We start from the raw sequence: 24586 nt of genomic DNA, 5'->3' as shown, positions 1-24586 counted from the left end.
CGTCCCTCCCCATCTTTCGTTATCTCCGGCCTTTAAGCCGATATACGTATGCCAGCACTTCCGCAACCGTCTGAAAGAGATCGCCGGGAACGCTTTCCCCGATGTCGGTTCTTTCATACAACGCACGGGCGAGCGGCTTGTTTTCCATCGTAATGACGTCGTTCTGCTTCGCGATTTCCCGAATGCGCAGCGCCAAATAATCTTGCCCTTTGGCGATTACGGTCGGAGCGTCCATCTTCGAAGCATCGTATTTGAGCGCGACGGCGAAGTGCGTCGGGTTCGTAATGACGACGTCGGCTTTCGGCACTTCCTGCATCATACGCATAAGCGCCAATCGCCTCTGACGCTCCTTGATCTTTCCTTTGATCAGCGGATCGCCTTCCTGGTTCTTGAACTCATCCTTAATATCTTGCTTACTCATTCTCAAGTTTTTTTCGTATTCGTACTTCTGGTACATATAGTCGCCGATTGCAAGCACGAACAACAGCGACGCGACGAAAATGCCGAGTTTAATCGTCAGATTGCCGACGAAAGAGAAAATGTCTTGAACAGGCATATTGGCGAGCTTCAAGAAATTGCTCCGCTCGGACCATAAAATCGTATACACGATTAAGCCGACGGTCAAAAGCTTAAGCATACTTTTTGAGAACTCGACCAATGAGCGAAGTCCGAATAAATTTTTCGCGCCCGACAACGGATTTAACTTGTTAAACTTCGGTCGGATCGGCTCGAGTGTAAATAACCATCCAATTTGTACATAGTTGCTGCCGAATGCGATCAGGATAACAACGGCAAAAATCGGCGCCAGCACAAGCAGTATTTGAATGACGAAACTTCCCAACAGCTTCAGCGTGTTCTCCGCCGTCACTTCCATATTTAACCGGTGCAACAGCACATCGCTGAACAACGTCATAATTTGCTTTTGCATGAACGGCCCCAACATGATCAAACAGCAAATGCCGGCAAGCAAAATAAGCGAACTGGCGATTTCCGGGCTTTTGGCAACCTGACCTTTTTGACGGCTGTCCTGACGCTTTTTGGACGTCGCCTTCTCTGTCTTCTCGCCCGCGAACAACTGCAGGTCCATTCTCAGCCGATAACGGGACATGACGCCTTCTCCTTTATCGCGCCTTCGTTCAGGAGGTTGATTTCATAATAACGAACAACTTCTCCAGCGCTTTGAACATATGGTCGAATACGAGCTGGAACAGAACGCTGAACCCCGGCAACAGCAATACGAGCATCGCAAGTCCGATCAAAATTTTCACCGGAACACCGATGACGAAGACGTTGTACTGGGGAGCCGTCCGTGCAAGCAAAGCCAAACCGAAATCCGTTAATAACATGCTGACGACGATCGGGGCGGCAATTTGCAGGCTAAGCATAAACGTGTCCGTAAACGTGCGCGTCAGAAACTCTGTAATGTTGCCACCGTAATAAATGGCGAACAATTGGTTGTCGAGAGGCAGCCATTTGTAACTGTCCATAATCGCCGTTAACAAGTAATGATGACCGTTCAACGACAAAAACACGAGCATCATAAGCATGTACTTCAAGTTGCCCAGCATCGGCGCGGATACACCGGTAATTGGGTCGACGATGTTCGCAATGCCGAATCCCATCTGCATATCCATCAACGCACCGGATGTTTGGACGACCGTAAAAAAAATGTAGGACGTGTAGCCGATAATGAGACCGGCGAACACTTCTCTCACGATTGCTAGTATGTAGGTCGCGTCGGCTGTCACTTTCGTATCGAAGCCAATGGTCAGAAAAACGATGAGCGATACGAAAAACGCCAGACCGATTTTGATCATTGCAGGAAACGTGCGGGACGAAAAAATCGGCGCCACTACAAAAAACGATGAAATCCGACAAAAAACAAGCAGAAAGGCAGGAAACAGATCCGTTATTTGCGCCATTGTCATCACCGAATGTAACTCGAAAGATTGCCGAGCAACTGGCTTGTGAAGTCGATCATCATGTTCAAAATCCATGGACCGAACAACAGCAAGGCAACGAATACGGCGACGATTTTCGGAATAAATGCAAGAGTCTGCTCCTGAATTTGAGTTGTTGCTTGGAAAATACTAACGAGAAGGCCGACGATCAAGCCGATGCCAAGCATCGGCGCGCTGACCTTTAGAACCAGATACATAGCCTGACCCGCCAGGCCGATGACGAATTCGGCGCTCATGCGTTCCCTCCTACGTTACGATTGCGCGTTCCTTCAAGTGCTGAAGCTGGTCAACAGAGATTTCACGACAAGGTACCAACCGTCGACGAGCACGAACAGCAAGATCTTGAACGGCAGCGAAATCATTACGGGCGGCAGCATCATCATACCCATCGCCATGAGCGTACTTGCGACAACCATATCAATGACTAGAAACGGTATAAAGATCATGAATCCCATTTGGAACGCCGTTTTTAATTCGCTGATGGCGTAGGCCGGAACTAGCACCGTAATAGGAATGTCTTTGTACGTTTCCGGCTTTTCTGTTTTCGTATAGTTCATGAACAGCAACAGGTCTTTAGGCCGGGTATGCTTGTACATAAACTCCTTCATCGGAATCGAAGCTTTCTGCAGCGCTTCCGTCTGAGTGATCTTATTCGCCAAGTACGGTTTCAAAGCCGTCTCGTTCACTTGGGAGAACGTAGGCGCCATGACGAACATCGTCATAAACAGCGCTAAACCAATCAATACTTGGTTCGGGGGCATTTGTTGCGTGCCGAGCGACGTGCGAACGAAGCCGAGTACGATAACGATCCTTGTAAAGCTGGTCATGAGAACGAGAATGGCAGGTGCCAGACTCAATATCGTGATCAGGAGCAGCAGCGATAACGCTGACGCGCCTACCGGTTCGCTTCCGTCTCCCAATGTCACGCCTACGATCGGTTCGGCATACGCGGACGCTTGAAAAGCGAGAAATAACGCTTGAAGCGCAACAAAGCTGTAAATCAATTTTTTTCTCATGGCTTTTCTGACCGATCTTCGGATCGACCGTCCTCCATCAATTGCTCCACCCGCTGTCTTCTCTCGGAAAGCTGGCGAAGCCTGGCTTCGAGCGTTTGCTCGAAAACCCCGTCGCCGCGAGTTTTCGCGGCGTCGTTCGCCTCTTCCTGCGGCCGGTTGCGCCCTGCCCATTGGCGAAGCCACTCAGGCAGTGAAGCTCCCGTATTCGCGGAAACGGCCTCATGCTCAGCCAAGAGCGCGGCAACCATTTCGGGGTCCGTGATCGATTCAAGCAGCGTAACGTTCTCGCCAACGCCAAGCACGTAGATTCGGCCATTCCATTCTACGATCTGCATCGACTTGTTCGTGCCAAGCGGAAATCCGCCGAGCGATCGAAGAGCCCGATTCATTCCCCAACCGCGATTGCGTTTGGCGAAAAACCGCAGAAGCAGCACAATTAACGCGATAATAACGCCGAGCACGAACAATACCCATATCAAATCCCAAGCCGAGTAGTCTCCGTTATATTGGATTTCCTCGGCCAACCCGAAAGTACGCATGAATGCCTCAACGCTCCTTGCCGTATGTTACCCGAGGGTTTTCTTGATCGCTTCGATGACGCGGTCGGCTTGGAAAGGCTTAACGATAAAGTCTTTCGCGCCCGCTTGAATAGCGTCGATAACCATCGCTTGTTGGCCCATTGCGGAGCACATGATCACTTTCGCGTTGGAATCGAGCTTGCGAATTTCCTTAAGCGCCGTAATGCCATCCATTTCCGGCATTGTAATGTCCATCGTGATGAGGTCCGGTTGCAAATCCTTATATTTTTCGATTGCTTGCGAACCGTCTTGCGCCTCTCCGACTACCTCGTACCCATTTTTCGTCAAAATGTCTCTGATCATCATGCGCATGAAAGCTGCGTCGTCTACGATGAGTATGCGGTTTGCCATTTCAATTTCCTCCCGGTAAGCTTATTGGATTTTTTGTACCCGATCCCACTGGCTAACGATGTCGGTCACGCGTACACCGAAGTTCTCGTCGATGACGACGACCTCGCCCTTGGCAATCAATTTGTTATTCACTAAGATGTCTACAGGCTCGCCTGCCAGCTTGTCCAACTCGATGATCGAACCTTGGGACAGCTCCAAAATATCCTTGATTTGTTTTTGGGTACGGCCTAATTCTACCGTGACCTTGAGAGGAATGTCGAGCAATAGATTTAGATTCGTCTCATCGCCTTGCGGAAAGCCCGAACCTTGAAAGTTAGCAAATTGAACGGGATTCACGTTTACGTTCCGGTTTACGCCTCCAAGCGTTTGCGGATGGGACGGCATTGGAGCCGGATAATTCGGCTGCGGCGCGGCCATCGGAGGCGCTTGATGGACGGGCGGCGGCGCCGCGTGAGTCGCTTGCGGCGGCTGTGGGGCCGGTGCCGCGGGTGCTGGTGCCGGTGTCGGATCTGGAGCAGATGTTCCTCCCATCAAGGAGTTCACCAACTCTTTCGCGAACGGTACAGCGAGCAATTGCATAATCGACGAATCGATCAAATCTCCAATTTTCAGTCGGAAGGAAATCTTGACAAAAAAATCTTCGGTCGGCAAATTGCTAACGCCTGCATTATTGGGAACGTCCATAATGTCGATACCCGGAGGCGAAATGTTGACCATCCGGTTAAAGATCGTCGACATCGATGTCGCCGACGAGCCCATCATTTGGTTCATTGCTTCCTGGACGGCGCTAATATGTATTTCGTTTAGTTCTTCTGAAGTGACGTTGCCTTCTCCTCCGAGCATCAAATCCGCGATCACTTGCGCGTCGTGGGACTTGATCACCAAGGAGTTAATCCCTTCGAAACCGTCGACATAGCTGACATGCACCGCAACATGCGGCTTCGGAAACTCGTGCTCGAATTGATCGCGAGCGATGATCGATACCGTCGGTGTCGTAATATCGACTTTTTTACCTAGCAGCGTAGACAACGCGGTCGCAGCGCTTCCGAAAGTGATATTGCCGATTTCGCCGAGCGCGTCTTGCTCAAGCGGCGTCAAGAAGTCGTCGATCGTCTTGGCGCCGCCGGAAGCCGAATCGGACCCGCTGTCCCCGTCGGATGACTGCCGCAGCAACGCGTCAATTTCTTCTTGGGATAAATAGTCTTTACTCGTCATTGCTTTCATCCACCCCTTCGCTGACGATCTCCTCGATCTGGATCGCCAATTTGTCTCGTACAGTACCGGGGCTGGCGATGAACTTCACTTTCTCCCCGACTTTAACTTCCAATCCCTCGCCCGTCGGCTTCTGCAAAGCGATAACGTCGCCTACCGCAAGACTCAGAAACTCTCTAATAGAAATCTGGGACATTCCGAGTTCCGCAATAATCGGCAACTTCGCTTTGTTTAACCTTTGTTCGAGTATGTGCTGCTCCTCAGGAGCCCTCGTTTTCTTCTGCGACACGAACCAGTGGTGAACCGATAGCTTCGGCATCACCGGCTCGATGACGACGTGGGGAATACAAAGGTTGATCATTCCGGTCGTCTCGCCGATCTTCGTGCTGAGCGAGATGAGTGCAATCGTCTCGTTCGGCGATGCGATCTGCATGAACTGAGGATTCGTCTCCAGCCCTTCAAGCCGCGGCTGAATATCAAGAACCGTTCTCCAAGCTTCCTGAAGACTTTCCAACGCACGGCTGAAAATTTTCTCCATAATAATCGTTTCGATTTCCGTCAAGCTGCCGATTTTACCCGGCGCGCTCCCGCCGCCGCCGAGCATTCTATCCAGCATGGCGAAGGCGACGTTCGGATGGACCTCCAGCACCATTCGTCCTTCCAGCGGCTCGGCCTCGAAGATGTTCAGAATCGTCATCTTGGGGATCGAGCGAATAAATTCGTCGTACGGCAATTGCTCGACTTGCACGACGCTTATTTGGACGAACGTTCGAAGCTGTGCGGAGAAATAAGTCGTTAAAAATCGTGCGAAGTTTTCGTGAATCCGGGTTAAGCTGCGAATGTGATCCTTCGAAAAACGTGTCGCCCGCTTGAAATCGTAAGCGCGCACTTTTTTCTGCGTATCCTCTTTCTTTAGCTCTTCCGCATCCATTTCTCCCGACGAGAGCGCCGCGAGCAACGCGTCAATCTCGTTCTGCGAAAGTACGTCTACCAAATCTCTCACCCCTTTCTCAGGCCATGATCGGGTCGCAGGTTATACGGTCATCATAATGAAATCTTTAATATTGATTTGAAGCAGATTGCCCGTGGTCAGCGTCTTGTTAATCGTGTTGATCAGCCCCGCGGTCAACTGGTCTTTGCCTTTCGTACCGTTCATATCTGCCGGAGTCATTACCCACAGTGCGCGGTTAATGAGCGGCCTGATTTGGTTTTCTTTAATTTTGTCGAACTCTTCTTTCGCTTTCTCGTCGTCGAATTCGAACGAGAAGCTGATTTGGACGACGTAATCCGTATCGGCCAAGTTCGTTTTGATATCGGTTAATTCGGATGTCACTTTCACCAATTCATCCGCAGATCTCGGCTCAGGTTGAACGCTGCTCGTCGCTTCCTTGGCAGCCTGATCAGGGTCCGCAGACTTCTTGTCCCCGAACATGTTATTCCAGAAGTAGAACGTAACAACGACAATTAACGTGATCGCCAGTAAAAGCGAAACGAGCCATGGCAACAATCTTCTCATGACGAAGCTCCCTCCGATTGCGCGTCTACGGGCCGGGTAACGGCCGCGAGAACGCCGATGCTGCGTAAATAATGCCGGATCGACCGGATTACATCCGAAGAATTTTCGAGAACGATGTATTTCTTTCCTGTCGTTAGCGTGACGATCGTGTCCGGCGTGTCTTCCACCGTCTCGATCAATAAAGCGTTGACGAAAAACTTGCTGCCGTTCAAACGGGTCACTTGGATCATTGCTTGGTCCTCCGGAAGCCGCCGGGGGGGAAGGTTATGCAGCCATCCTCCCCCAGCAGTCTTTCAATTACCGTTTCAAGTTAACGATTTCTTGCAATATTTCGTCGGACGTCGTAATAATTCTCGAGTTAGCCTGGAAACCACGCTGCGCGACAATCATTTCCGTGAACTCGTTCGTCAGGTCTACGTTCGACATTTCAAGTTGGCCGGAGATGATCGAACCCGTCCCGGTTTCTGCGTTCGCCGCTTCCCCGATCGTCAGTTCGCCTCCTGGGTTCGCGTTCGGCGTCATTCGGTACAAGCTGCCTCCGACCTTCTCCAAACCGCCCGGGTTCACGACTTTCGCTACACCAATTTTGAAATCTGTCGCTGTCGCCAAACCGTCTTGGTCAATAGAGATGATCGTACCGTCCTGTGAGATCGAGAAAGCCGTTACTGTCTCGTCGAGAACGATCGGTGCGCCCTCGGAAGAAAGCACGAACATACCGTCGGAATTCACGAGCTGGCGGTTCGCATCAAGCGTGAAATTGCCCGCACGGGTCAAATATTGCGGTCCGCCGTCGGCCGGGCTGACAACGAAAAATCCGTCGCCGTCTATGCGCATGTCGGTCGGAACACTCGTCGTCATTGCGCTGCCCGGCGTATGAATTGTATCGATCGATGCGACCGATACGCCGAGTCCTACTTGCTTCGCGTTCACGCCGCCGGACTCCCCTTCTACGGGAGCGGTGACGCCGGACATCGATTGGCTCAAAATGTCCTTGAACATGACGCGTCCGGCTTTGAAGCCGACCGTATTGACGTTGGCAATGTTATTACCGATAACGTCGAGCTTCGTTTGAAAACCTCTCATGCCGGAAACGCCAGAGTACATGGAACGCAACATGTATTGCCTACCTCCAATAGTGTTTGGAATGAAGCCGCTTCAATCGGTCCGCGGCCTGGGGCTTCCTTGTGGGGCCAGCCCTTGTCCTACGATCAACCGACAACAACCGCGCTGTCGATTTGCGTGAAAATATGTTCTTTCATCGCGTTTCCGTCCATCGCCGTAACGACGGTGCGGTTCGGTACACTGACGATCATTGCAATATCTTTGAAAAGCACAAGCGAATCTTTTGCACCTTTCGCAGCCGCTTGATCGACGGCGCTTGCGATGCGTTCGACTTGCTCCGGAAGCAGCTTGATGCCTCTTTGCTGCAGTCGCTGTTCCGCATGATGACTGAACTTCAGTTGCTGACGGCTAAGAATTTCGCGAAAAGAGGTCTGGTCGGTCGACACCGAACGATTCCCGACAACGTTCAGGTTGTTGCGAATTGGCGTCGTGATTCCAGAAGCCAATTGCCCAACGAGCATCCGGTCACTCATCTCCCGACACCCCCGCCTTTGCGTCGCTCGACGCTTCGGTAATCGATGTCAGTTGATCTATCGGTACTTCCGTGGTTCCCGCCTTGACGTATTGAATGCCGTCACGCCATAAAATCGTATTGACGATTCCCGACTTCTCAACCACTTTGTTCGGATCCGTCGTATCCAGCCAGCTGATCTGCTTGCCGATGAGTCCCGCAGCCATGCCTGCGGATTGTCTCATGGAAGTTAACTCCTTGGACATGTTCATCGTCTGCTCGAGCGAGGAGAATTGCGCCATTTGGGCAATAAACTCCTTGTCCTGCATTGGCTGCATAGGATCTTGGTTACGAAGCTGGGTGACCAGAATTTGCAGAAACTGATCTTTGCCAAGCTCTTTGACCGGTTTTCTTGCCGCCGCTTGTACGTTCTGTGAAGAATAATAAGGCCATACGTTCGAAGTTCCCAGAAGATCGGCCACTCGATTCACCTCCTTCATCTCGGAATTTACGCGGTCACGTTGATGGAACCGCCTTGACCGAATTCCCTCATGAAGGATGTGCGTTCCATTTCCGCTGCGAACACGGCTTGATCATCGGCGGAATCGCCTGAGCCATTGCGGTTTGAACCGTTTCCGTTGCCGGAATTCGATTGACGTTGTTGCTGCTGCATAAAGCTTGCCCCCGTGGACGTCGAAGGTTGTTGAACGACTTCGAGTCGTTCGACGCTCAAACCTTGACTGCTAAGGGAAGCTTTCAGTTGCGACATTTGATTCTCGAGCATGTCTTTGGCCATGGCGCTTTCCGCCACGAACTGGGCAGTCACTTGACCATTATGCATGACGATTCGAATGTCGACTTGACCAAGATGCTCCGGCGTTAGAGACAGCTTCGCTTCGGATGTTCCGTTGCCTTGCGTGAGCTGGAATTGCTTCACAAGGAACTTCTCCATCTGCTCAGCGAATTGCTGGACGGGAACTGATGCAGGCAAATCTGCCTTCGGTGCCGATTGCGTGCTCGTAAGCGTATCGTTACGAACTAACGTCCAGGCTGGCTGCGCATCGGATGTTGTCGCCTCGGATTCGGACACGCCCGCAACAACCGTTTCTCCGTTTTCCGCGTTCGCTTGTTGCTCTGTCGCACTTAAGTTAAAGCGCCACACAGGCTCACGAAGGGTGAGAACCGACTTGCGCTGTTCGCCACTCGCAACGTTTGACGTGCCTGTAGCTTGCTGACTCGCTGGCTGATCCGAGATCTCTTTGTTCGCCTGTTCCTGATCGGAACTACGTTTGGCTTGAACATTCGCGTCGACAGCTTGTATCGCTGTCGGAGCAACGATCGTGTTCAGCGTTTGCTGAAGCTGACTCACGAATCCGTTCGTTTGCGGCGGAATATCCGCACCGGAAGCAATAGCATCGGACAACGCCTGAACCGCCTTACGAAGAGACGCGACGAGTTCACCCGAAGTCGACTTCGCACCTTGAAGCCCTGACCCAGCAACCTGCGCCACAACCACATTCGTCTCGTCTTCAGACAGGTTATTTGTCGGTTGTGCATTCGTTTGAACGATTAAGCTCTGCAGTGTCACAAGCATGGATGCCAGTTGATTTTGTACGTCTTCCGGCAACTTGTCGGCGCCGTCCTGCTCGATCTGCCCAAGTTGGTCGGCCAGCTTGGCCAGTGCATCCATCAATTGCTCAGCGGACAATGCTCCTTCTTCGCCATCAACTTGCGCGAACAACCCCGCCAATCCAACCGGTAAAGATAACGTGCCGTTCGTAGGCGCCTGATTGCCTTTGCCGTCAATCGCTTGAACGAGAGCTCCGGCGAACGCATTCCCTGTCGTCGAGACTGAAGCGTTTGCTCCTGTGCCCGTCGACGATGTTTTGCCCGCAGCGACTGGCGTTGTGTTAATCGCCATATTCATCTGTTTTCACCTCCCTTCATATAGGAAGTTCAAAAAGTTCGCTTTTGATCACGATGCAGGTTCGAGAAGGTTATTCGGCGTCGAATCTTGAATGCTGCACGGGTCTTCCGGTGCTCACGTAGGTTTGCCTACGCTCCGCTCCTCATTCCCGCGCTTCATCCAACCTTCTCGGTGCTGAAAACCGAACTTTTTGAACACGATCTGATTGAGGAAGTTCAAAAAGTTCGCTTTTGATCACGTTGCAGGTTCGAGAAGGTAATTCGGCGTCATTGCTTTGCCGGCATCAGCTTACTGACGAGAATCGCCGTCGTCTTCTTATCCTGGTCCGCCATCGCCGCCAGAACGCTCGATCTCGGAGAATCGTCCATGACGCCGAGGATCGTTAACGCTTTGCTTTGATTGCCTGCTGCCATCTGCAGAAGAAGCTGTGCAGCGCTTGCCGGTTTCATCGCGGAGAACGTACGATTCAGCTTCGCCGTATCGAGTACTTCCGACGAAGGTTTCGTGCCTTTCTCCAGCTCATTGATTCGCGCTTGCAATGCCGCGATTTCCCGATCGTTGACCGTCTCCGAATCTTTCAGCTTCATCGATACGTCGGCTGCTACTTTCGGGGTCATCCGTTCGAGCACTTTACCACGCAGCGTTTCGGTCATCGCCCCTAGCACAAGAGCCGATTCCTCCACCGTCATGCTTTCCAGGATCGGAGCAGCCTTGCTTGGCGTCATCTTGCCGTACATGTCCGCAAGAGACGATATTCTCGCATGATAGGCGTCCGCGTCGATCGTCTTGTCGGTGTTCGCTTTCGTGAGCTCGTCGAGCTTCGCTTTCATGTCCTCGATTTGTTTTTTCTGCTGCGTCGTTAAATCCGTCGCTTGCTTCAAAGCGTTTTCCCGATCCGTCAGCATCGCGTTTAGCTGCTCGACTTTCGTCTTGGCGTTCGACACGGTCAATTCCTCATCCGTTTTCGCCGGCGTATCCCCCGGCTTGTCCGGCGAAGGCAGCATCGACTTGATGACAGGAATTTTGTGACCGAATTCTAGAGCGGAATTGCGCCAATTCGTATTAAACATCAGCAGCAGCACGCCAAGCAGCACGGCCGTAAACAAGATCGGGGTCACAAAAAAGAGAAAACGCTCGAAGCCGCTGTAACTGCTCTTTTCCACATCCGCACTCGCCACGATCGTCCCTCCTTTCTACGGCGATACGTCAACCGACTTAATTCCGGCCCCTTGCCGCCGATGCGGCACGCACGATCGCGATTTCATCCAATTCGTTCTGTTCCTTCGCAAGCCTGTCACTCCGGAAACGTTCCAAAGCGCGCTCCCTTGAGTTAAGCCACACTTTCTCATCAACCATCTTCGCCGTCAGCAAAGCCTGGCGCTTATTCGCAGCAAGCTCCGCTGTCTTTACATCCTCGTGTTGCTTGCGGATACGATTGTCGACGACATCAATGTATCTTTGCACCGCGATCAACTCGGAAAGAGGAACCGGTTGAGCCGAAGTCACTTCCAGCGCCCCCTCCAGTCTCTCCCGTTCGTTTCTCAGCTCGCGCAATTGCTCTTCTTCCCGTCTGAGCTTGCCCAATGAGGCTGCGAACGCCCATTCGGCCATCGATTTCTCGCTGCCTTTCAAATCGACGATTTTTTGTAACGCATACCGGAAACCCGCCATCTTTTATCCGTCATCTCCTGTAAAAATCGATGATTAACCGGTCAATCGCTTCCTTAAGCGTTACTTTCTCGTTCGTTTTCTGCTGCGTGAACGTCTTGATCAGATCGTAAAATTGAATAGCTTTGTCGATATCCGGATTGGAACCTCGCTGGTAAGCTCCGATATTGATCAAATCTTCGGAATCCCGGTACACTGCTAGCAGTCTTTTCAGCTGTTCGGCCGCTCCCTGGTGCTCCTCTGTAACGATATCCTTCATTACACGACTTACGCTCGATAACACGTCAATCGCTGGAAAATGGCCCTTGTTTGCCAAATTCCGATGCAAGACGATATGACCGTCCAGAATCCCCCTGACCGCATCCGCAATCGGTTCGTTCATGTCGTCGCCGTCTACAAGCACCGTGTAAAAGGCCGTTATCGAACCCGTTTGCCCCGTCCCCGCTCGCTCAAGCAGCTTGGGCAGCGCCGCGAATACGGAAGGCGTGTACCCTCGTGTCGCAGGCGGCTCGCCGATCGCAAGGCCGACTTCGCGCAAAGCCATGGCATAACGGGTAACCGAATCCATCATGAGCATGACGTTCATGCCGCGATCACGGAAATATTCGGCGATCGACGTCGCGATCAAAGCGCCTTTAATACGAATAAGCGCCGGTTGATCGGATGTGGCGACAATGACGACTGAACGGGCAAGCCCTTCCGGTCCGAGATCTTTCTCGATAAACTCGAGCACTTCCCGTCCGCGTTCGCCGACAAGCGCAATGACGTTCACGTCGGCCGATGTATTTCTCGCGATCATGCCAAGCAGCGTGCTCTTTCCAACGCCCGAGCCTGCGAAGATGCCGACCCTCTGACCTTGCCCGACTGTTAGAAGACCGTCGATTGCTCTTACACCGACACCTAATGGCGTCTGCACACGTGGTCTCAGCAGTGGATTGCCTGGCACGTTGTGCGTCGAGTAATGTGGCATACGCGGCGGCAATCCTGTGCCGTCCAGTGGATTGCCGAGGCCGTCCAGCACTTTGCCAAGCAACTCGGAACCGACTTTGACGTTAAGAGGACTTCCGGTAGCGACGACATCGCATCCGGGCCCTACTGCGTGCAATTCGCCAAGCGGCATGAGCAGCACGCGATTGTCCCGGAAACCGACGACTTCGGCCAGAACGGGTTTGCCGCCCTTGTTCGGATAAATTTCGCAGACATCGCCGATGCTTGCATCCGGCCCCTCCGATTCAACCGTCAAGCCGATAATCTGAATGACTTTGCCGTTCACCCGCACCGGATCAATCCGATCCAATACCTCCGAGTACCGGTTGACGTTAAGGAGCGACATCCCGAATTCCCTCCTCGAACGTATGCGCGGCGATCTTCAACAACTGTTCGCGAATCGACTCCAGTTGAGTATCAATCGTCGCATCGATGCTGCCGAATGCCGAACGCACAACGCACCCGCCCTCCCTGATCGAATGGTCAGGCACAATCTGAAGTTCCGCCTGCGCATCGAGCGAATTGATCAACTCCGACTTCGCTGCCTGAACAAACGAGAAATGAGATGGAGCGACGCACAAGACGATGACGCCTTGCTCTTTTCTCCTCGCTAGCGCCTTCTCGTACAATTTCATGGCCATTTCCGGCGCATCAGATAGCTTCGAGGCGATGATTTTCTCCACGATGCGACAGCTCAGTTCGACAAGAAAAGCTTCGCCTTCAGCGATAATCGATTGTTTCGCTTCATATGCGCGTTCAACGATTGTCCGCGCTTCCCGAAGCTGCGACTCCCACTCGGAGGCGACGTCTTGTTCCGCCTGCCTCCTGCTTTCGCCGTAACCGTCCTCATATCCGAGCCGGCTTGCTTCTTCTCTATGCTGATCGTCTTCGCCGCGGCGCGCCTGCCACCATTCTTCCGCTTCCTGTTGCGCCTTCGACCGGATATCCGCAGCATCGGCTTGCGCCTGCCGCACAATATCCGCCGCAGTCGCTTCGGCATCGGACAAAATGCGCTCTTTCAACGATTGAGTTTCGACATCGACCGCGTCGTTTCCTTCGCCGTTCCCGTCAACTCTTGAATTATTTTGAGGAATCGACTCGTATTTTCGAATCGCCTCCAGCAACCTTAGTTCCTCAAGCGATACGACATGGGAGGACTTGATAAGATTAGACAATAATATCGTCTCCTCCACCGCGTGCGATGATGATCTCTCCGGCTTCTTCCAGTCTGCGGATCGTCGCTACGATGCGGGTTTGAGCCTCTTCGACGTCGCGAAGCCGCACAGGACCCATGTATTCCATTTCCTCCTTGAACGTCTCCGCCATCCGTTTCGACATGTTGCGGAAAATCGCTTCCCGCACTTCTTCGCTGGCCACTTTGAGAGAGAGCTGCAGATCGGCGTTCTCGATGTCGCGAATAATGCGCTGAATGGAACGGTTGTCCAAATTGACGATATCCTCGAACACGAACATCCGCTTCTTGATTTCTTCCGCCAATTCCGGGTCTTGAATTTCGAGAGAATCGAGAATCGTCCGCTCCGTGCCCCGGTCTACACCGTTCAAAATTTGCACGATCGCTTCAATACCGCCGGCGTTCGTGTAGTCCTGCGTGACAGTCGAGCTCAGTTTCTGTTCCAGCACTCGTTCGACTTGCGAGATGACTTCCGGGGAAGTGCTATCCATCAAAGCGATACGGCGCGCAACTTCCGCTTGTTTCTCTTGCGGAAGCGACGAGAGCACAGCGGACGATTGATCCGGCTGCAAGTACGAGAGTACGAGGGCAATCGTCTGCGAGTTCTCGTTCTGGATGAAGTTAAGAATTTGCGACGGTTCCGCTTTGCGGGCGAAGTCGAACGGACGAACTTGCAGCGTTGCCGTCAAACGATTGAGAATGTCGTGCGCCTTCTGCGAACCGAGCGCTTTCTCCAATATTTCTTTCGCGTAAGTGATGCCGCCTTGCGTAATATATTCTTGAGCAATGCAAATTTGATGAAACTCGCTAAGAATGGACTCTTTCTCGCCAGCGTCGACTTTGCGTACGTTTGCGATTTCAAGCGTCAATTGCTCGATTTCTTCGTCCCTCAAATGCTTAAACACTTGAGCAGACACATCGGGTCCGAGCGTGATGAGCAAGATGGCAGCCTTCTGCCTACCGGACAACTGTAACCCCTTTGCCAATACCGCCACCTCTATTCATCCACAAGCCAAGTCCGGAGAAGGTTGACGAATTCATCCGGCTTGCGCTTGGCCAAGCTTTCCAATTGCTTGCGTACTTGACTTTCGTTCGCGACGCCGTCGAGATCGATCGTCGGCATCTCCACTTTCGGCAACGCTGCGAGCTCTTCCGCTTCACGGGCCGCTTTGCGACGACGGTAGATCAGATAACCTCCGCCGCCCAGCAAGGCGAGCGCCAGCAAGCCCGCTCCAGCAAGCCAGAAAGAGGACGGCGTCGTACCGCCGCCGGAACCGTCGAGTTGCGAGAATGGCTGGGACAATACCGTCACTCGCTGCGCCAACGCTTCGTCCGTCAGCTCAAGTCCCGAGTCGGCGAGCAGCGTCCTTGCGCTGCTCCGCAGCACGTTTTGGATTTCCGTCAACCTCTCCGGCGTCATGTTCGTGGAGTCAACGCCGACATTAATCGAAATATCCTTCACTTTATAAGGACCGTAGTCGATATTATTTGTAATACGGTTTACTTCGTAATTGATCGTGCTCGATACTTTCTCCGACGAAGACGAACCGGAAGAACCGCTGGCCGGATAGTTGGACACGTCAGTTTCACCGACGCCGGCTACGCCGCCTGATTTTCCGTCAGCGCCTTGATAAGTTTCACTTTGATTTTGCTCGCCGATAACGATGCCTTTGTTATCGTTGTTAGGCAACGGTTGAACAAGTTGCTCTGTCGATTGCTTCTTGTCGAAGTTCAGCGTTGAGACGACGCTGACAACCATGTTGTCAGGACCGACGATCTTATTCAGGAAGTTCGTAATGTTCCGCTTGATCGTATTCTCGAACTGACTCTGAATTTCGAACTGGTTCTGGTAGGTGCCGCCGAGCGAAGTCCCGCCTTCGCCGCCAAGCGCATCAGAAGGCTGCAAGTCGCCCGTGCTGCTTGTGATCGTAATGTCTTTCACGCTCAAATTAGGCACCGCAGACTTAACGAGGTTATAGTAGCTGTCGACCTCTTCCTGTTTCGGCCTGAAACCTGGCTTAAACGTAATTACGACAGCTGCGTTAGCTTTTTCTTTATCGGAATCGTTCAGGAATACCGACTCTTCCGGCAACGTAACGAGCGCTTTAACTCGGGAGATGCCCTGTTTGCTCATGAGGAGTTGCTGAACTTCGCCATTCAATGCATTCAAATACTTTACCTTGAACTCATCTTCCGTCATACCAAGTGCAGAAGATGACTCGCTCATTTTGGCGAAGCTTCCGACTGAGCCGCTCTGAACAAGCCCCTTCGATCCAATATCGACTTTGACTCTCGACGCTGATGCGCTCGGCACCGAGATGCTCGTTCCGGCGTCCCCAAGCTTATAGCTGATGCCGCCCTTGTCCAACTCCTCCATAATTGATGCCGCGTCCGCGCTGTCCAAATTCGAGAACGCCACTTCGTATTCCGTACGGGTAAACAAATAAGTCAATAAAATAATCGCAAATAGCAACAAGGCTGCTGTTGAGGCGAGGACCCACTTTTGCGTTTTGCTATATTGGTTCCAGAAACCTAGCAATTTTTCCTGGACCCTTGCCCACTTCTCGTTCACGATTTCACCTCACCTGCGGGTTAAGACGGGGAACGGGACGTTTGAGCGCCAACGTTCCGCCGCCAGTTTGCAACTTTGCTTTATCTTTTACCGTTATACTTGCATGCGCATAATTTCTTGGTAAGCCTCGATGACCTTGTTGCGCACCTGCGCGGTCAGATTCAAGCTTAGTTCCGCTTGCGTGGCAGCAATCATGACTTTGTTCTCGTCGACTTCTCCAACGAGAAATTTATCGTTTAAGCTATGTACGTTCTGCTCTTGGGCGGCAACGCTGTCCAGCGCACCTTTCAGGAAGGAGGCAAAGCTTTCAGTCGCTTCCGCCGGCGTCGCCTTTGTTTGCACGCCTTGCACTTGATTCAGAAGCGATACGGACGAAATCGGATTCACTATCATGTCAACACCCCACATTTTCTTTATTTAAGTAAGCATCCGGTTCGCCCGTTCTATCCAGACTTAGCGTCGTCCAATGTCCAAAGCTTTCATAAACATCGATTTCCTTGCGTTTAAAGCAGTGACATTCGCTTCGTAGGAACGGGAAGCCTCAAGCAAATCCACCTGTTCTTTCAGCATATCGACGTTAGGCATGTACACCATACCGTTCGCATCCGCGTCCGGGTGGGAAGGATTGTAAACTTGCTTAAAAGGCGACTTATCTTCCTTAATCGCCGTCACTTGAACGCCTTGGGCAGCCCCTGCGTTTAATTTCTGAGCAAATACGTCCTGGAATTTCGGCTGAACGGCTTCCATGACGACCGTCTTCCGACGGTACGGGACGAACTTCCCGTTCACGTAACCGGCGCGCGTCACCTCGGCGTTCGCGATGTTGGCTGCGATTACGTCCATTCTCAGCCGCTGGGCAGATAACGCCGACGCGCTAATATTAAACCCTTCGAGCTTCATCCGTTACGCACTCCCCACTATTCCGATTCGCATCATTTTCGCCTCATGGCTGACTTGCTGACTAAGCAGATTGTACCTAAGTTGGTTTTCCGCAAGCATAGACATTTCCTTCTCGATATCGACGTTGTTGCGGTCATTGTTAAATGTCGTCGAAGAATCCGTTACGACCTCGGGCGCGGGATTAGAAGCATTCATCGGAAAGTGCCGTGAATTGGTCACTTTTATCGCGAGGGTCTTATTGCCATCTGAACCGATCGCTTGAGCGAGATACTCCTCGAAAGCAACATCGGAGCGTTTAAAATAGGGGGTATTTACGTTCGCGATGTTATTCGTCAGTACTTGCTGCCTCATCGTTGCGGCGTTAATCGCACTTTCCAGTCGGTGAAACGAAGCCCCGCTTAATACTTCCATCCGTGTTCCACTCCTAGGAAACATGATATTTCGACATAAAACCAGCTAGTTCGTCATTTCAACTCCACTGTATTCCACGCAAATCCTTCTTTTTCCTGCTTCATCCGACAGGAAAAACTGATTTCAGCAAAAAAAATACAGAAAGCGTCATATTAAAATTTTCTAAGAACATCATTACTTACGGAGAGGTTCGTGACAATAAGAAAAAAGCCCTAATCTTCCATATGGAAGAATGGGCTTAACTGCCAATTGCCTTTGTGCTCAGCTTCTGCGTTGTTCGAGCTCTTGCAGCAGTTGAACATTCAAAATGCGAATGTAAGTACCTTTCATGCCGAGTGAACGCGTCTCGATCACGCCGGCGCTTTCCAGCTTACGTAAAGCATTCACGATAACAGATCTCGTAATGCCTACTCTATCAGCGATCTTCGACGCGACAAGCAAACCTTCTTTGCCTTCCAGCACTTCGAAGATTTGCTCGACGGCTTCAAGTTCGCTGAACGATAGAGAACTTACGGCGACGGATACGATCGCCTTGCTTCTCGCCTCCGTCTCCCGTTCTTCCGCCCGTTCCCGCAATATTTCCATGCCGATAATCGTAGAGCCGTATTCAGCCAAAATCAGATCATCTTCGCCGAATGAACGGTTTTCACGCGATAGGACTAGAGTCCCAAGTCGGTCTCCGCCACCAATGATTGGAACGATCGTCACAATTTCTCCGGCGAAAGCCGATTCAATTGGGATTAAAATTTCCTCATCTGACGATACGTTGGCTGCCGTCTCCGCGATACGAAGAAGCCGGTCGTTCGTCTCCGCCGGGAATCTCGGATCGTCGCCCTGAACGCTCCTTAGCCATTCGTCCAAGAATGCCGAAGCGTGAGCTGATCCGAGTACTTTCCCTTTCCTGCTCAGCACGAATACATTGCCTTGCATCGTTTCCCTTAACCTTTCCGCCATCTCGCGGAAATTCAGCGGCTTACCGGCCGCTTCCTGAAGCAGTTTGTTTAGCGTTCGGGTTTTCATCAACAGCGTCATGAATGCTTTCCTCCCAATGCGACGAACGACAAGCTTCTTAATGGTGTGTCAATGTGAACTCTAATTAATTACAAAATATATTGGCTTAAATCTTTATTACTCGCGATCGACGAAAGTTTCTCACGTACGTATTCCGACGTAATCTCCATCGACTCGAGCTGAAGTTCGGGCGCTTCGAAGCTCAAATCTTCAAGAAGCTTCTCAAGCAACGTGTGCAGTCTCCTCGCGCCGATATTCTCAGTATTATGGTTGACGTCCTGCGCCATCCGTGCCAGCTCCGTGATCGCGGCTTCGTTAAATGTGACGGTAATGCCTTCCGTCTCGAGGAGCGCTGTATATTGCTTCGTCAATGCGTTCTCCGGTTCGGTCAGTATTCGGATGAAATCGTCCGCGGACAAACTGCTCAACTCGACACGGATCGGGAAACGTCCTTGCAGCTCCGGAATAAGATCGGACGGTTTCGCGATATGGAATGCGCCCGCCGCGATAAACAGTACGTAGTCCGTCTTGATCGGGCCGTACTTCGTCATGACGGTCGAACCTTCGACGATCGGCAAAATATCGCGCTGCACCCCTTCGCGGGAAACGTCGGGGCCTTGACCGCGCCCGCTTCCGGCGATTTTATCGATCTCATCGATAAAGATAATTCCCGATTGCTCCGCGCGACGAACCGATTCCGAGATGACGTCGTCCATGTCGATCAGCTTGTTCGCTTCCTCTACGATCAACACTTTGCGCGCTTCCTTCACCGTCAACCGGCGTTTCTTGCGTCTCTTCGGAAGAAACTGACCGAGCATCTCTTGCATGTTGCCCAGTTGATCTTGCCCGGGTCCCCCAAGCATGTCGAGCATGTTCGGCGAATTATCCTCGACTTCGATCTCGATCGTCTCGTTCTCCAATTCTCCGGCATCCAGTTTCGCCTTGGCGTCGCGACGCTTGTCATGCAACCCGGGATCTACCGGCTCCGGCTCATCGCTCGGCGTCGTTAATCCGCCGAACAGCATCTCGAGCGGGTTTTTGCCGTTTTTAGGCTTCGAAGGCGAAGGCACGAGCAAAGAGGCCAATCTTTCGTTAGCGGCTCTCTCCGCCCTGTCTTTGACCTTCTCCGTACGTTCTTCCTTGACCATACGGATCGCCGTCTCGACGAGATCACGCACCATCGACTCGACATCGCGCCCGACGTAGCCGACTTCGGTAAATTTCGTCGCCTCCACTTTAATGAACGGGGCATGAACGAGCTTGGCAAGCCGGCGAGCGATTTCGGTTTTACCGACGCCCGTTGGACCGATCATCAAAATGTTTTTAGGCACAATCTCGTCCCGCACTTCCTCCGGAAGTCTGCTGCGCCGGTAACGGTTGCGCAGGGCGACCGCCACCGATCTTTTCGCCGGCTTCTGCCCGACGATATATTTATCAAGCTCCGCCACGATTTGGCGAGGCGTCATCGACTCGTTCGCAGCGACTTCGATTTTCCCTTTTTCCAATCTCATGATCCGATCTCCTCTACGATCAGATTGTTGTTGGTGAATACGCAAATTTCCGCTGCCGTCTCCAGCGCGGCGCGCGCAATCTCTTTAGCGTCCATGTGCGGCGCATGGCGTTTCAGCGCCCTGGCTGCCGCCAGCGCAAAGCTGCCCCCGGAACCGATCGCAAGTATGCCGTCGTCCGGTTCGATGACTTCACCGTTGCCTGACAATAACAACATTCCCGTTGCATCAACGACAATCATCATCGCTTCAAGCCGGCGCAGCACTCTGTCGGAGCGCCAATCCTTGGCAAGCTCGACGGCTGCTCTTTGCAAGTTACCGTTGTGCTCTTCCAGTTTCCCTTCGAATTTCTCGAACAGCGTGATCGCGTCCGCGACCGATCCGGCGAAGCCGGCGAGCACTTGATTGCGATAAAGTCTTCGCACCTTTTTCGCAGTGTTCTTCATGACCATGCTGTTGCCGAACGTCACTTGACCGTCGCCCGCGATCGCTCCTTTGCCGTTGTGACGAACAGCGCATATTGTCGTCGCGTGAAAGCTCATCTCCATCGGAAGTCCCTCCCCGATCTCTTAATCGTTTTAATGGCGGATAAAGTCGCAAAAGCAGCGGCTTATGTCTTATACGCGGCCGCTGCTCGTTTGGTTACAATCCGGAAGTGCTATGAAGCTCGGCTTTAAGCGCTTCGATACCTTCGAGGGCACGCGCGGCGATTGCTTCGTTTTTCTCTTTTTTGCTTTTCATACGCCGATCAAGCGGCGGGAACAATCCGAAGTTCGCGTTCATCGGCTGGAAATGCTTGAAATCCGCCGTCGTAATGTAATGGGCCATACTGCCAAGCGTCGTATGCTGCGGCAGCGTCACTGGCTCCAATCCGCGCGCCAGGCGGCCTGCATTAATACCCGACACGAGACCGGAGGCAGCGGACTCCACATAACCTTCGACACCGGTCATCTGCCCCGCGAAAAACAGAGAGTCCCGATTCAGGAACTGATAAGTCGACTTCAGAAGTTTCGGCGAATTAATAAACGTATTGCGGTGCATGACGCCGAAACGTACGAACTCCGCGTTCTCAAGCCCTGGGATCATAGAAAACACCCGCTTCTGTTCCCCCCACTTGAGATGGGTTTGGAAACCGACGATGTTATAAAGAGTACCTGCAGCGTTGTCTTGACGCAATTGAATGACCGCATGGGATTTAATGCCCGTGCGAGGATCGACAAGTCCGACCGGCTTCATGGGCCCGAACAACATCGTTTGCTTGCCGCGCTTCGCCATTACTTCAATGGGCATGCAGCCTTCGAAGTACATCTCTTTTTCGAAGTCTTTCACTTCCGCGGTTTCCGCCGTCACGAGCGCTTCGTAGAAAGCATCGTATTCAGCCTCTGTCATCGGGCAATTCAAATACGCTGCTTCTCCTTTGTCGTAACGAGACGCCAGGAACACTTTGTCAAGATCGATCGAATCTTTCTCGACGATCGGAGCGGCCGCATCGAAGAAATAGAAGTATTCCTCGCCCATCAGCGACTTAATGTCTTCCGCCAATTCGGAAGATGTGAGCGGTCCCGTAGCGATCACTACGATGCCCTCGCGAGGAATCGATTGAACTTCTTCGCTGACGACTGTAATCAGCGGGTGGCTCCTCAAACGATTCGTCACTTCGGCGGAGAAGCCTTCGCGGTCTACAGCGAGCGCGCCGCCCGCTGGCACTGCGTGCTGGTCCGCGCAAGAAAGAATAAGCGAGTCAAGCCGGCGCATCTCCTCTTTCAGCACGCCGACCGCATTCGCGAGACCGTTTGCCCTTAAGCTGTTGCTGCAAACAAGCTCCGCGAAGTCTCCGGTATGGTGCGCAGGGGTGCGCTTAACCGGGCGCATTTCGTATAAAGTGACAGGTACGCCTTGCTTGGCGATTTGCCAGGCCGCTTCACTGCCGGCAAGGCCGGCGCCGACGACCGTCACGGATTGAACTTCTTTCAAAACGGCTTACCTCCTAGGGCGTGTCTGAATACTCCGAGGGCAACAGATAAGCTGTCGCAACGCTCTTCCCGATGCCGCGGACGTTATTCCGCCGCTTCTTCCGATTCTTCGGCTTGCTCCGAATGGCCGCAAACCGTGCAATTAATGTTCGTCTCGCCTTTCGAGCGCTTCTCAACCATTAGGCCTCCGCAGCTCGGGCATGGCTTGGCGACCGGTTTATCCCACGACACGAAGTCGCATTCCGGATAAAGATTGCAACCGTAGAATATGCGCCCCTTCTTGCTTCTTCTTTCGACGACGTGGCCTTTGGCGCATTTCGGGCATTGCACGCCCGTTTCCTTGACGATCGGCTTTGTGTTTCTGCAATTCGGGAATCCCGAACAGGCCAGAAACTTGCCGAAACGCCCCATCTTGTACACCATCGGACTGCCGCATTTTTCGCAAATCTCGTCGGAAGGCTCGTCTTTGATTTCGATTTCCTTCATTTCTTCTTCCGCGACATCGAGCCGCTTCTGGAACGATTTGTAGAAATCGCCGATGACGTTGACCCAGTCTTGGGTTCCTTCCTCCACGTGGTCGAGATCGCCTTCCATGTTAGCCGTGAACTCCACGTCCAAAATTTCCGGGAAAAACTCTTCCATCAGTTGGATCACAAGCTCGCCGAGTTCCGTCGGAATGAATTTCTTCTCTTCCATCGCGACGTAATTGCGTTTCTGGATCGTCTCCAGCGTTGGTGCAAACGTACTCGGACGACCGATGCCAAGCTCCTCGAGCATGCGCACAAGTCTAGCTTCTGTATAACGCGGCGGCGGCTGCGTGAAATGCTGCTTCGGTTCGATCCGCTCCGAACTAGCAATATCGCCGGTAGCGAGCGCAGGGAGCAAGCGATCTTCTTCCGTCGTTCCATCATCGTTCCCTTCGACGTACACTTTCATAAAGCCAGGGAACTTCAACTTGGAACCGGTCGCACGGAACGTCACAGGTCCGCTGTTCAGATCGACTGTCATCGTATCGAGCACGGCGGAAGACATTTGGCTTGCGACGAACCGTTCCCAAATGAGCTTATATAGCCGGAATTGGTCTTTGGAAGTGAACGCCTTGACCGACTCCGGATCGCGAAGCGCAGATGTCGGACGAATCGCTTCGTGCGCGTCCTGAGCGCTTGCATTTTTCTTCAAATATACGCGAGGAGTCTCTGGCATGTAAGCATCGCCATACTTGCCGACGATATATTCTTTCGCCTCTTCCTGAGCAACGGGCGAAATACGGGTCGAATCGGTACGCATGTACGTAATGAGACCGACCGTGCCTTCTTTGCCGAGATCGACGCCTTCGTATAATTGCTGAGCGATCTGCATCGTCTTGGAAGCGCGGAAATTTAGTTTGCGTGCGGCTTCTTGCTGGAGCGAACTCGTAATGAACGGAGGCGAAGGATTGCGCTGACGCTCCTTCTCCTTCACATCGCCGACGACGAACGGATTGTTGCCCATCATCGCCAGCATTTCCTTCACGTCGGCTTCACTTTTTAATTCTTTCTTCTCGCCGCTTACGGAATGGAATTTGGCTTCGAAAGCCGACTTCCCTTTCATTAAAAATGCGGTAATCGTCCAATATTCTTCGGGAATAAACGCATTGATCTCGTTCTCGCGATCGTAGATCAACTTCACCGCAACCGATTGTACGCGCCCAGCGCTCAGACCCTTTTTAACCTTCTTCCATAATAAAGGACTGATTTTGTAGCCGACGAGCCGATCAAGTACTCGGCGCGCTTGCTGAGCGTTGACGAGATCCATGTCGATCGGGCGAGGGCTTTTGAATGCGTCCTTAACCGCCTGCTTCGTAATCTCGTTAAACACAACCCGGCAGTCTTCCTTCTCGTCCAGCTCCAAGTAATGGGCCAGATGCCAGGCGATCGCTTCCCCTTCACGGTCGGGGTCAGCCGCGAGATAAACTTTTTTCACTTTTTTGCTCGCGTCGCGAAGCTCTTTCAAAACGTTTCCTTTGCCGCGGATCGTAATGTATTTCGGTTGAAAATCATTTTCTACCTCAACGCCGATCTGGCTTTTGGGCAAATCGCGGATGTGCCCCATGGACGCTTTGACGATAAATTTGCTGCCTAAATATTTGCCGATTGTCTTGGCTTTCGCCGGCGACTCTACGATAACGAGCGAATCCGCCACGTCCATTCCTCCTCTCCTACTGCCGACAAGTTCACGTGCCTGAACTGCT

The 24586-nt window shown here is 52.3% G+C and carries 28 protein-coding genes; all 28 read right to left on the bottom strand.

The window, feature by feature from the left end; genetic code table 11:
* Window positions 1-19: 19 nt before the first annotated feature.
* The gene (gene flhB, locus ACFPOF_RS04315) at window positions 20-1108 is read right to left on the bottom strand and encodes a flagellar biosynthesis protein FlhB (protein WP_378129929.1); all 1089 of its coding nucleotides are present in this window, start codon (window positions 1106-1108) and stop codon (window positions 20-22) included.
* Window positions 1109-1136: 28 nt separating this feature from the next.
* Complete coding sequence (gene fliR / locus ACFPOF_RS04310; RefSeq protein WP_378129927.1) at window positions 1137-1922, bottom strand: flagellar biosynthetic protein FliR; 786 nt, start codon at window positions 1920-1922, stop codon at window positions 1137-1139.
* Window positions 1923-1927: 5 nt separating this feature from the next.
* A complete protein-coding gene (fliQ, locus tag ACFPOF_RS04305; protein ID WP_209746858.1) occupies window positions 1928-2197 on the bottom strand; it encodes a flagellar biosynthesis protein FliQ in 270 nt (89 codons plus the stop codon).
* A 33-nt stretch (window positions 2198-2230) separates the two neighbouring features.
* Entirely contained in the window at window positions 2231-2977 is a 747-nt protein-coding gene (gene fliP, locus ACFPOF_RS04300) for a flagellar type III secretion system pore protein FliP (protein WP_378129925.1), read from the bottom strand.
* Entirely contained in the window at window positions 2974-3516 is a 543-nt protein-coding gene (locus ACFPOF_RS04295; RefSeq protein ID WP_378129923.1) for a flagellar biosynthetic protein FliO, read from the bottom strand. The genes fliP and ACFPOF_RS04295 overlap by 4 nt, the downstream gene beginning before the upstream one ends.
* Before the next feature lie 27 nt (window positions 3517-3543).
* Window positions 3544-3906 (bottom strand): response regulator, encoded by a 363-nt coding sequence (locus tag ACFPOF_RS04290; protein ID WP_378129921.1) that lies wholly within the window; start codon window positions 3904-3906, stop codon window positions 3544-3546.
* A gap of 21 nt (window positions 3907-3927) precedes the next feature.
* On the bottom strand, window positions 3928-5121 hold the full coding sequence (gene fliY / locus ACFPOF_RS04285; protein WP_378129919.1) for a flagellar motor switch phosphatase FliY: 1194 nt from the start codon (window positions 5119-5121) through the stop codon (window positions 3928-3930).
* Window positions 5111-6112, bottom strand: a complete 1002-nt coding sequence (gene fliM / locus ACFPOF_RS04280; RefSeq protein ID WP_378129917.1) for a flagellar motor switch protein FliM — start codon at window positions 6110-6112, stop codon at window positions 5111-5113. The genes fliY and fliM overlap by 11 nt, the downstream gene beginning before the upstream one ends.
* A gap of 39 nt (window positions 6113-6151) precedes the next feature.
* Complete coding sequence (locus tag ACFPOF_RS04275) at window positions 6152-6634, bottom strand: flagellar basal body-associated FliL family protein (protein ID WP_378129915.1); 483 nt, start codon at window positions 6632-6634, stop codon at window positions 6152-6154.
* Window positions 6631-6864, bottom strand: a complete 234-nt coding sequence (locus tag ACFPOF_RS04270) for a flagellar FlbD family protein (RefSeq protein ID WP_378129913.1) — start codon at window positions 6862-6864, stop codon at window positions 6631-6633. Before ACFPOF_RS04270 ends, ACFPOF_RS04275 begins: the two co-directional genes overlap by 4 nt.
* Before the next feature lie 67 nt (window positions 6865-6931).
* Complete coding sequence (gene flgG, locus ACFPOF_RS04265) at window positions 6932-7750, bottom strand: flagellar basal body rod protein FlgG (protein WP_378129911.1); 819 nt, start codon at window positions 7748-7750, stop codon at window positions 6932-6934.
* Window positions 7751-7842: 92 nt separating this feature from the next.
* On the bottom strand, window positions 7843-8229 hold the full coding sequence (locus tag ACFPOF_RS04260; RefSeq protein WP_378129909.1) for a TIGR02530 family flagellar biosynthesis protein: 387 nt from the start codon (window positions 8227-8229) through the stop codon (window positions 7843-7845).
* Entirely contained in the window at window positions 8222-8689 is a 468-nt protein-coding gene (locus ACFPOF_RS04255; protein ID WP_378129907.1) for a flagellar hook capping FlgD N-terminal domain-containing protein, read from the bottom strand. Before ACFPOF_RS04255 ends, ACFPOF_RS04260 begins: the two co-directional genes overlap by 8 nt.
* 26 nt (window positions 8690-8715) lie before the next feature.
* On the bottom strand, window positions 8716-10134 hold the full coding sequence (locus tag ACFPOF_RS04250) for a flagellar hook-length control protein FliK (RefSeq protein ID WP_378129905.1): 1419 nt from the start codon (window positions 10132-10134) through the stop codon (window positions 8716-8718).
* A gap of 266 nt (window positions 10135-10400) precedes the next feature.
* On the bottom strand, window positions 10401-11312 hold the full coding sequence (locus tag ACFPOF_RS04245; RefSeq protein ID WP_378129903.1) for a MotE family protein: 912 nt from the start codon (window positions 11310-11312) through the stop codon (window positions 10401-10403).
* A 37-nt stretch (window positions 11313-11349) separates the two neighbouring features.
* Window positions 11350-11805 carry a flagellar export protein FliJ gene (fliJ, locus tag ACFPOF_RS04240; protein WP_378129901.1) on the bottom strand — a complete coding sequence of 152 codons (456 nt, stop codon included), beginning with the start codon at window positions 11803-11805 and terminating at the stop codon, window positions 11350-11352.
* 10 nt (window positions 11806-11815) lie between these two features.
* Window positions 11816-13135, bottom strand: coding sequence for a flagellar protein export ATPase FliI (fliI, locus tag ACFPOF_RS04235; RefSeq protein WP_378129899.1), 1320 nt, complete (start codon window positions 13133-13135; stop codon window positions 11816-11818).
* Entirely contained in the window at window positions 13122-13964 is an 843-nt protein-coding gene (gene fliH / locus ACFPOF_RS04230; protein ID WP_378129897.1) for a flagellar assembly protein FliH, read from the bottom strand. Before fliH ends, fliI begins: the two co-directional genes overlap by 14 nt.
* Window positions 13957-14967: a flagellar motor switch protein FliG gene (gene fliG, locus ACFPOF_RS04225; RefSeq protein WP_378129895.1), complete on the bottom strand. Its 1011-nt coding sequence runs from the start codon at window positions 14965-14967 to the stop codon at window positions 13957-13959. Before fliG ends, fliH begins: the two co-directional genes overlap by 8 nt.
* 11 nt (window positions 14968-14978) lie before the next feature.
* Complete coding sequence (gene fliF / locus ACFPOF_RS04220; protein ID WP_378129893.1) at window positions 14979-16553, bottom strand: flagellar basal-body MS-ring/collar protein FliF; 1575 nt, start codon at window positions 16551-16553, stop codon at window positions 14979-14981.
* 93 nt (window positions 16554-16646) lie between these two features.
* Window positions 16647-16946: a flagellar hook-basal body complex protein FliE gene (gene fliE, locus ACFPOF_RS04215; RefSeq protein ID WP_378129891.1), complete on the bottom strand. Its 300-nt coding sequence runs from the start codon at window positions 16944-16946 to the stop codon at window positions 16647-16649.
* A gap of 60 nt (window positions 16947-17006) precedes the next feature.
* Window positions 17007-17453 carry a flagellar basal body rod protein FlgC gene (gene flgC, locus ACFPOF_RS04210; protein ID WP_378129889.1) on the bottom strand — a complete coding sequence of 149 codons (447 nt, stop codon included), beginning with the start codon at window positions 17451-17453 and terminating at the stop codon, window positions 17007-17009.
* 3 nt (window positions 17454-17456) lie between these two features.
* Complete coding sequence (flgB, locus tag ACFPOF_RS04205) at window positions 17457-17864, bottom strand: flagellar basal body rod protein FlgB (RefSeq protein WP_378129887.1); 408 nt, start codon at window positions 17862-17864, stop codon at window positions 17457-17459.
* A gap of 261 nt (window positions 17865-18125) precedes the next feature.
* A complete protein-coding gene (gene codY, locus ACFPOF_RS04200; RefSeq protein ID WP_378129885.1) occupies window positions 18126-18896 on the bottom strand; it encodes a GTP-sensing pleiotropic transcriptional regulator CodY in 771 nt (256 codons plus the stop codon).
* A 68-nt stretch (window positions 18897-18964) separates the two neighbouring features.
* A complete protein-coding gene (hslU, locus tag ACFPOF_RS04195; protein WP_378129883.1) occupies window positions 18965-20386 on the bottom strand; it encodes an ATP-dependent protease ATPase subunit HslU in 1422 nt (473 codons plus the stop codon).
* Window positions 20383-20931: an ATP-dependent protease subunit HslV gene (gene hslV, locus ACFPOF_RS04190; RefSeq protein ID WP_378129881.1), complete on the bottom strand. Its 549-nt coding sequence runs from the start codon at window positions 20929-20931 to the stop codon at window positions 20383-20385. The genes hslU and hslV overlap by 4 nt, the downstream gene beginning before the upstream one ends.
* Before the next feature lie 94 nt (window positions 20932-21025).
* Window positions 21026-22357, bottom strand: a complete 1332-nt coding sequence (trmFO, locus tag ACFPOF_RS04185; protein ID WP_378129879.1) for an FADH(2)-oxidizing methylenetetrahydrofolate--tRNA-(uracil(54)-C(5))-methyltransferase TrmFO — start codon at window positions 22355-22357, stop codon at window positions 21026-21028.
* 83 nt (window positions 22358-22440) lie between these two features.
* Window positions 22441-24537: a type I DNA topoisomerase gene (gene topA / locus ACFPOF_RS04180; RefSeq protein WP_378130086.1), complete on the bottom strand. Its 2097-nt coding sequence runs from the start codon at window positions 24535-24537 to the stop codon at window positions 22441-22443.
* Between the last annotated feature and the right edge of the window lie 49 nt (window positions 24538-24586).

The organism is Cohnella soli (assembly GCF_042655525.1).
In the GTDB taxonomy this organism is placed as follows: domain Bacteria; phylum Bacillota; class Bacilli; order Paenibacillales; family Paenibacillaceae; genus Cohnella; species Cohnella soli.
This window is presented reverse-complemented; position numbering and strand designations above follow the sequence as displayed.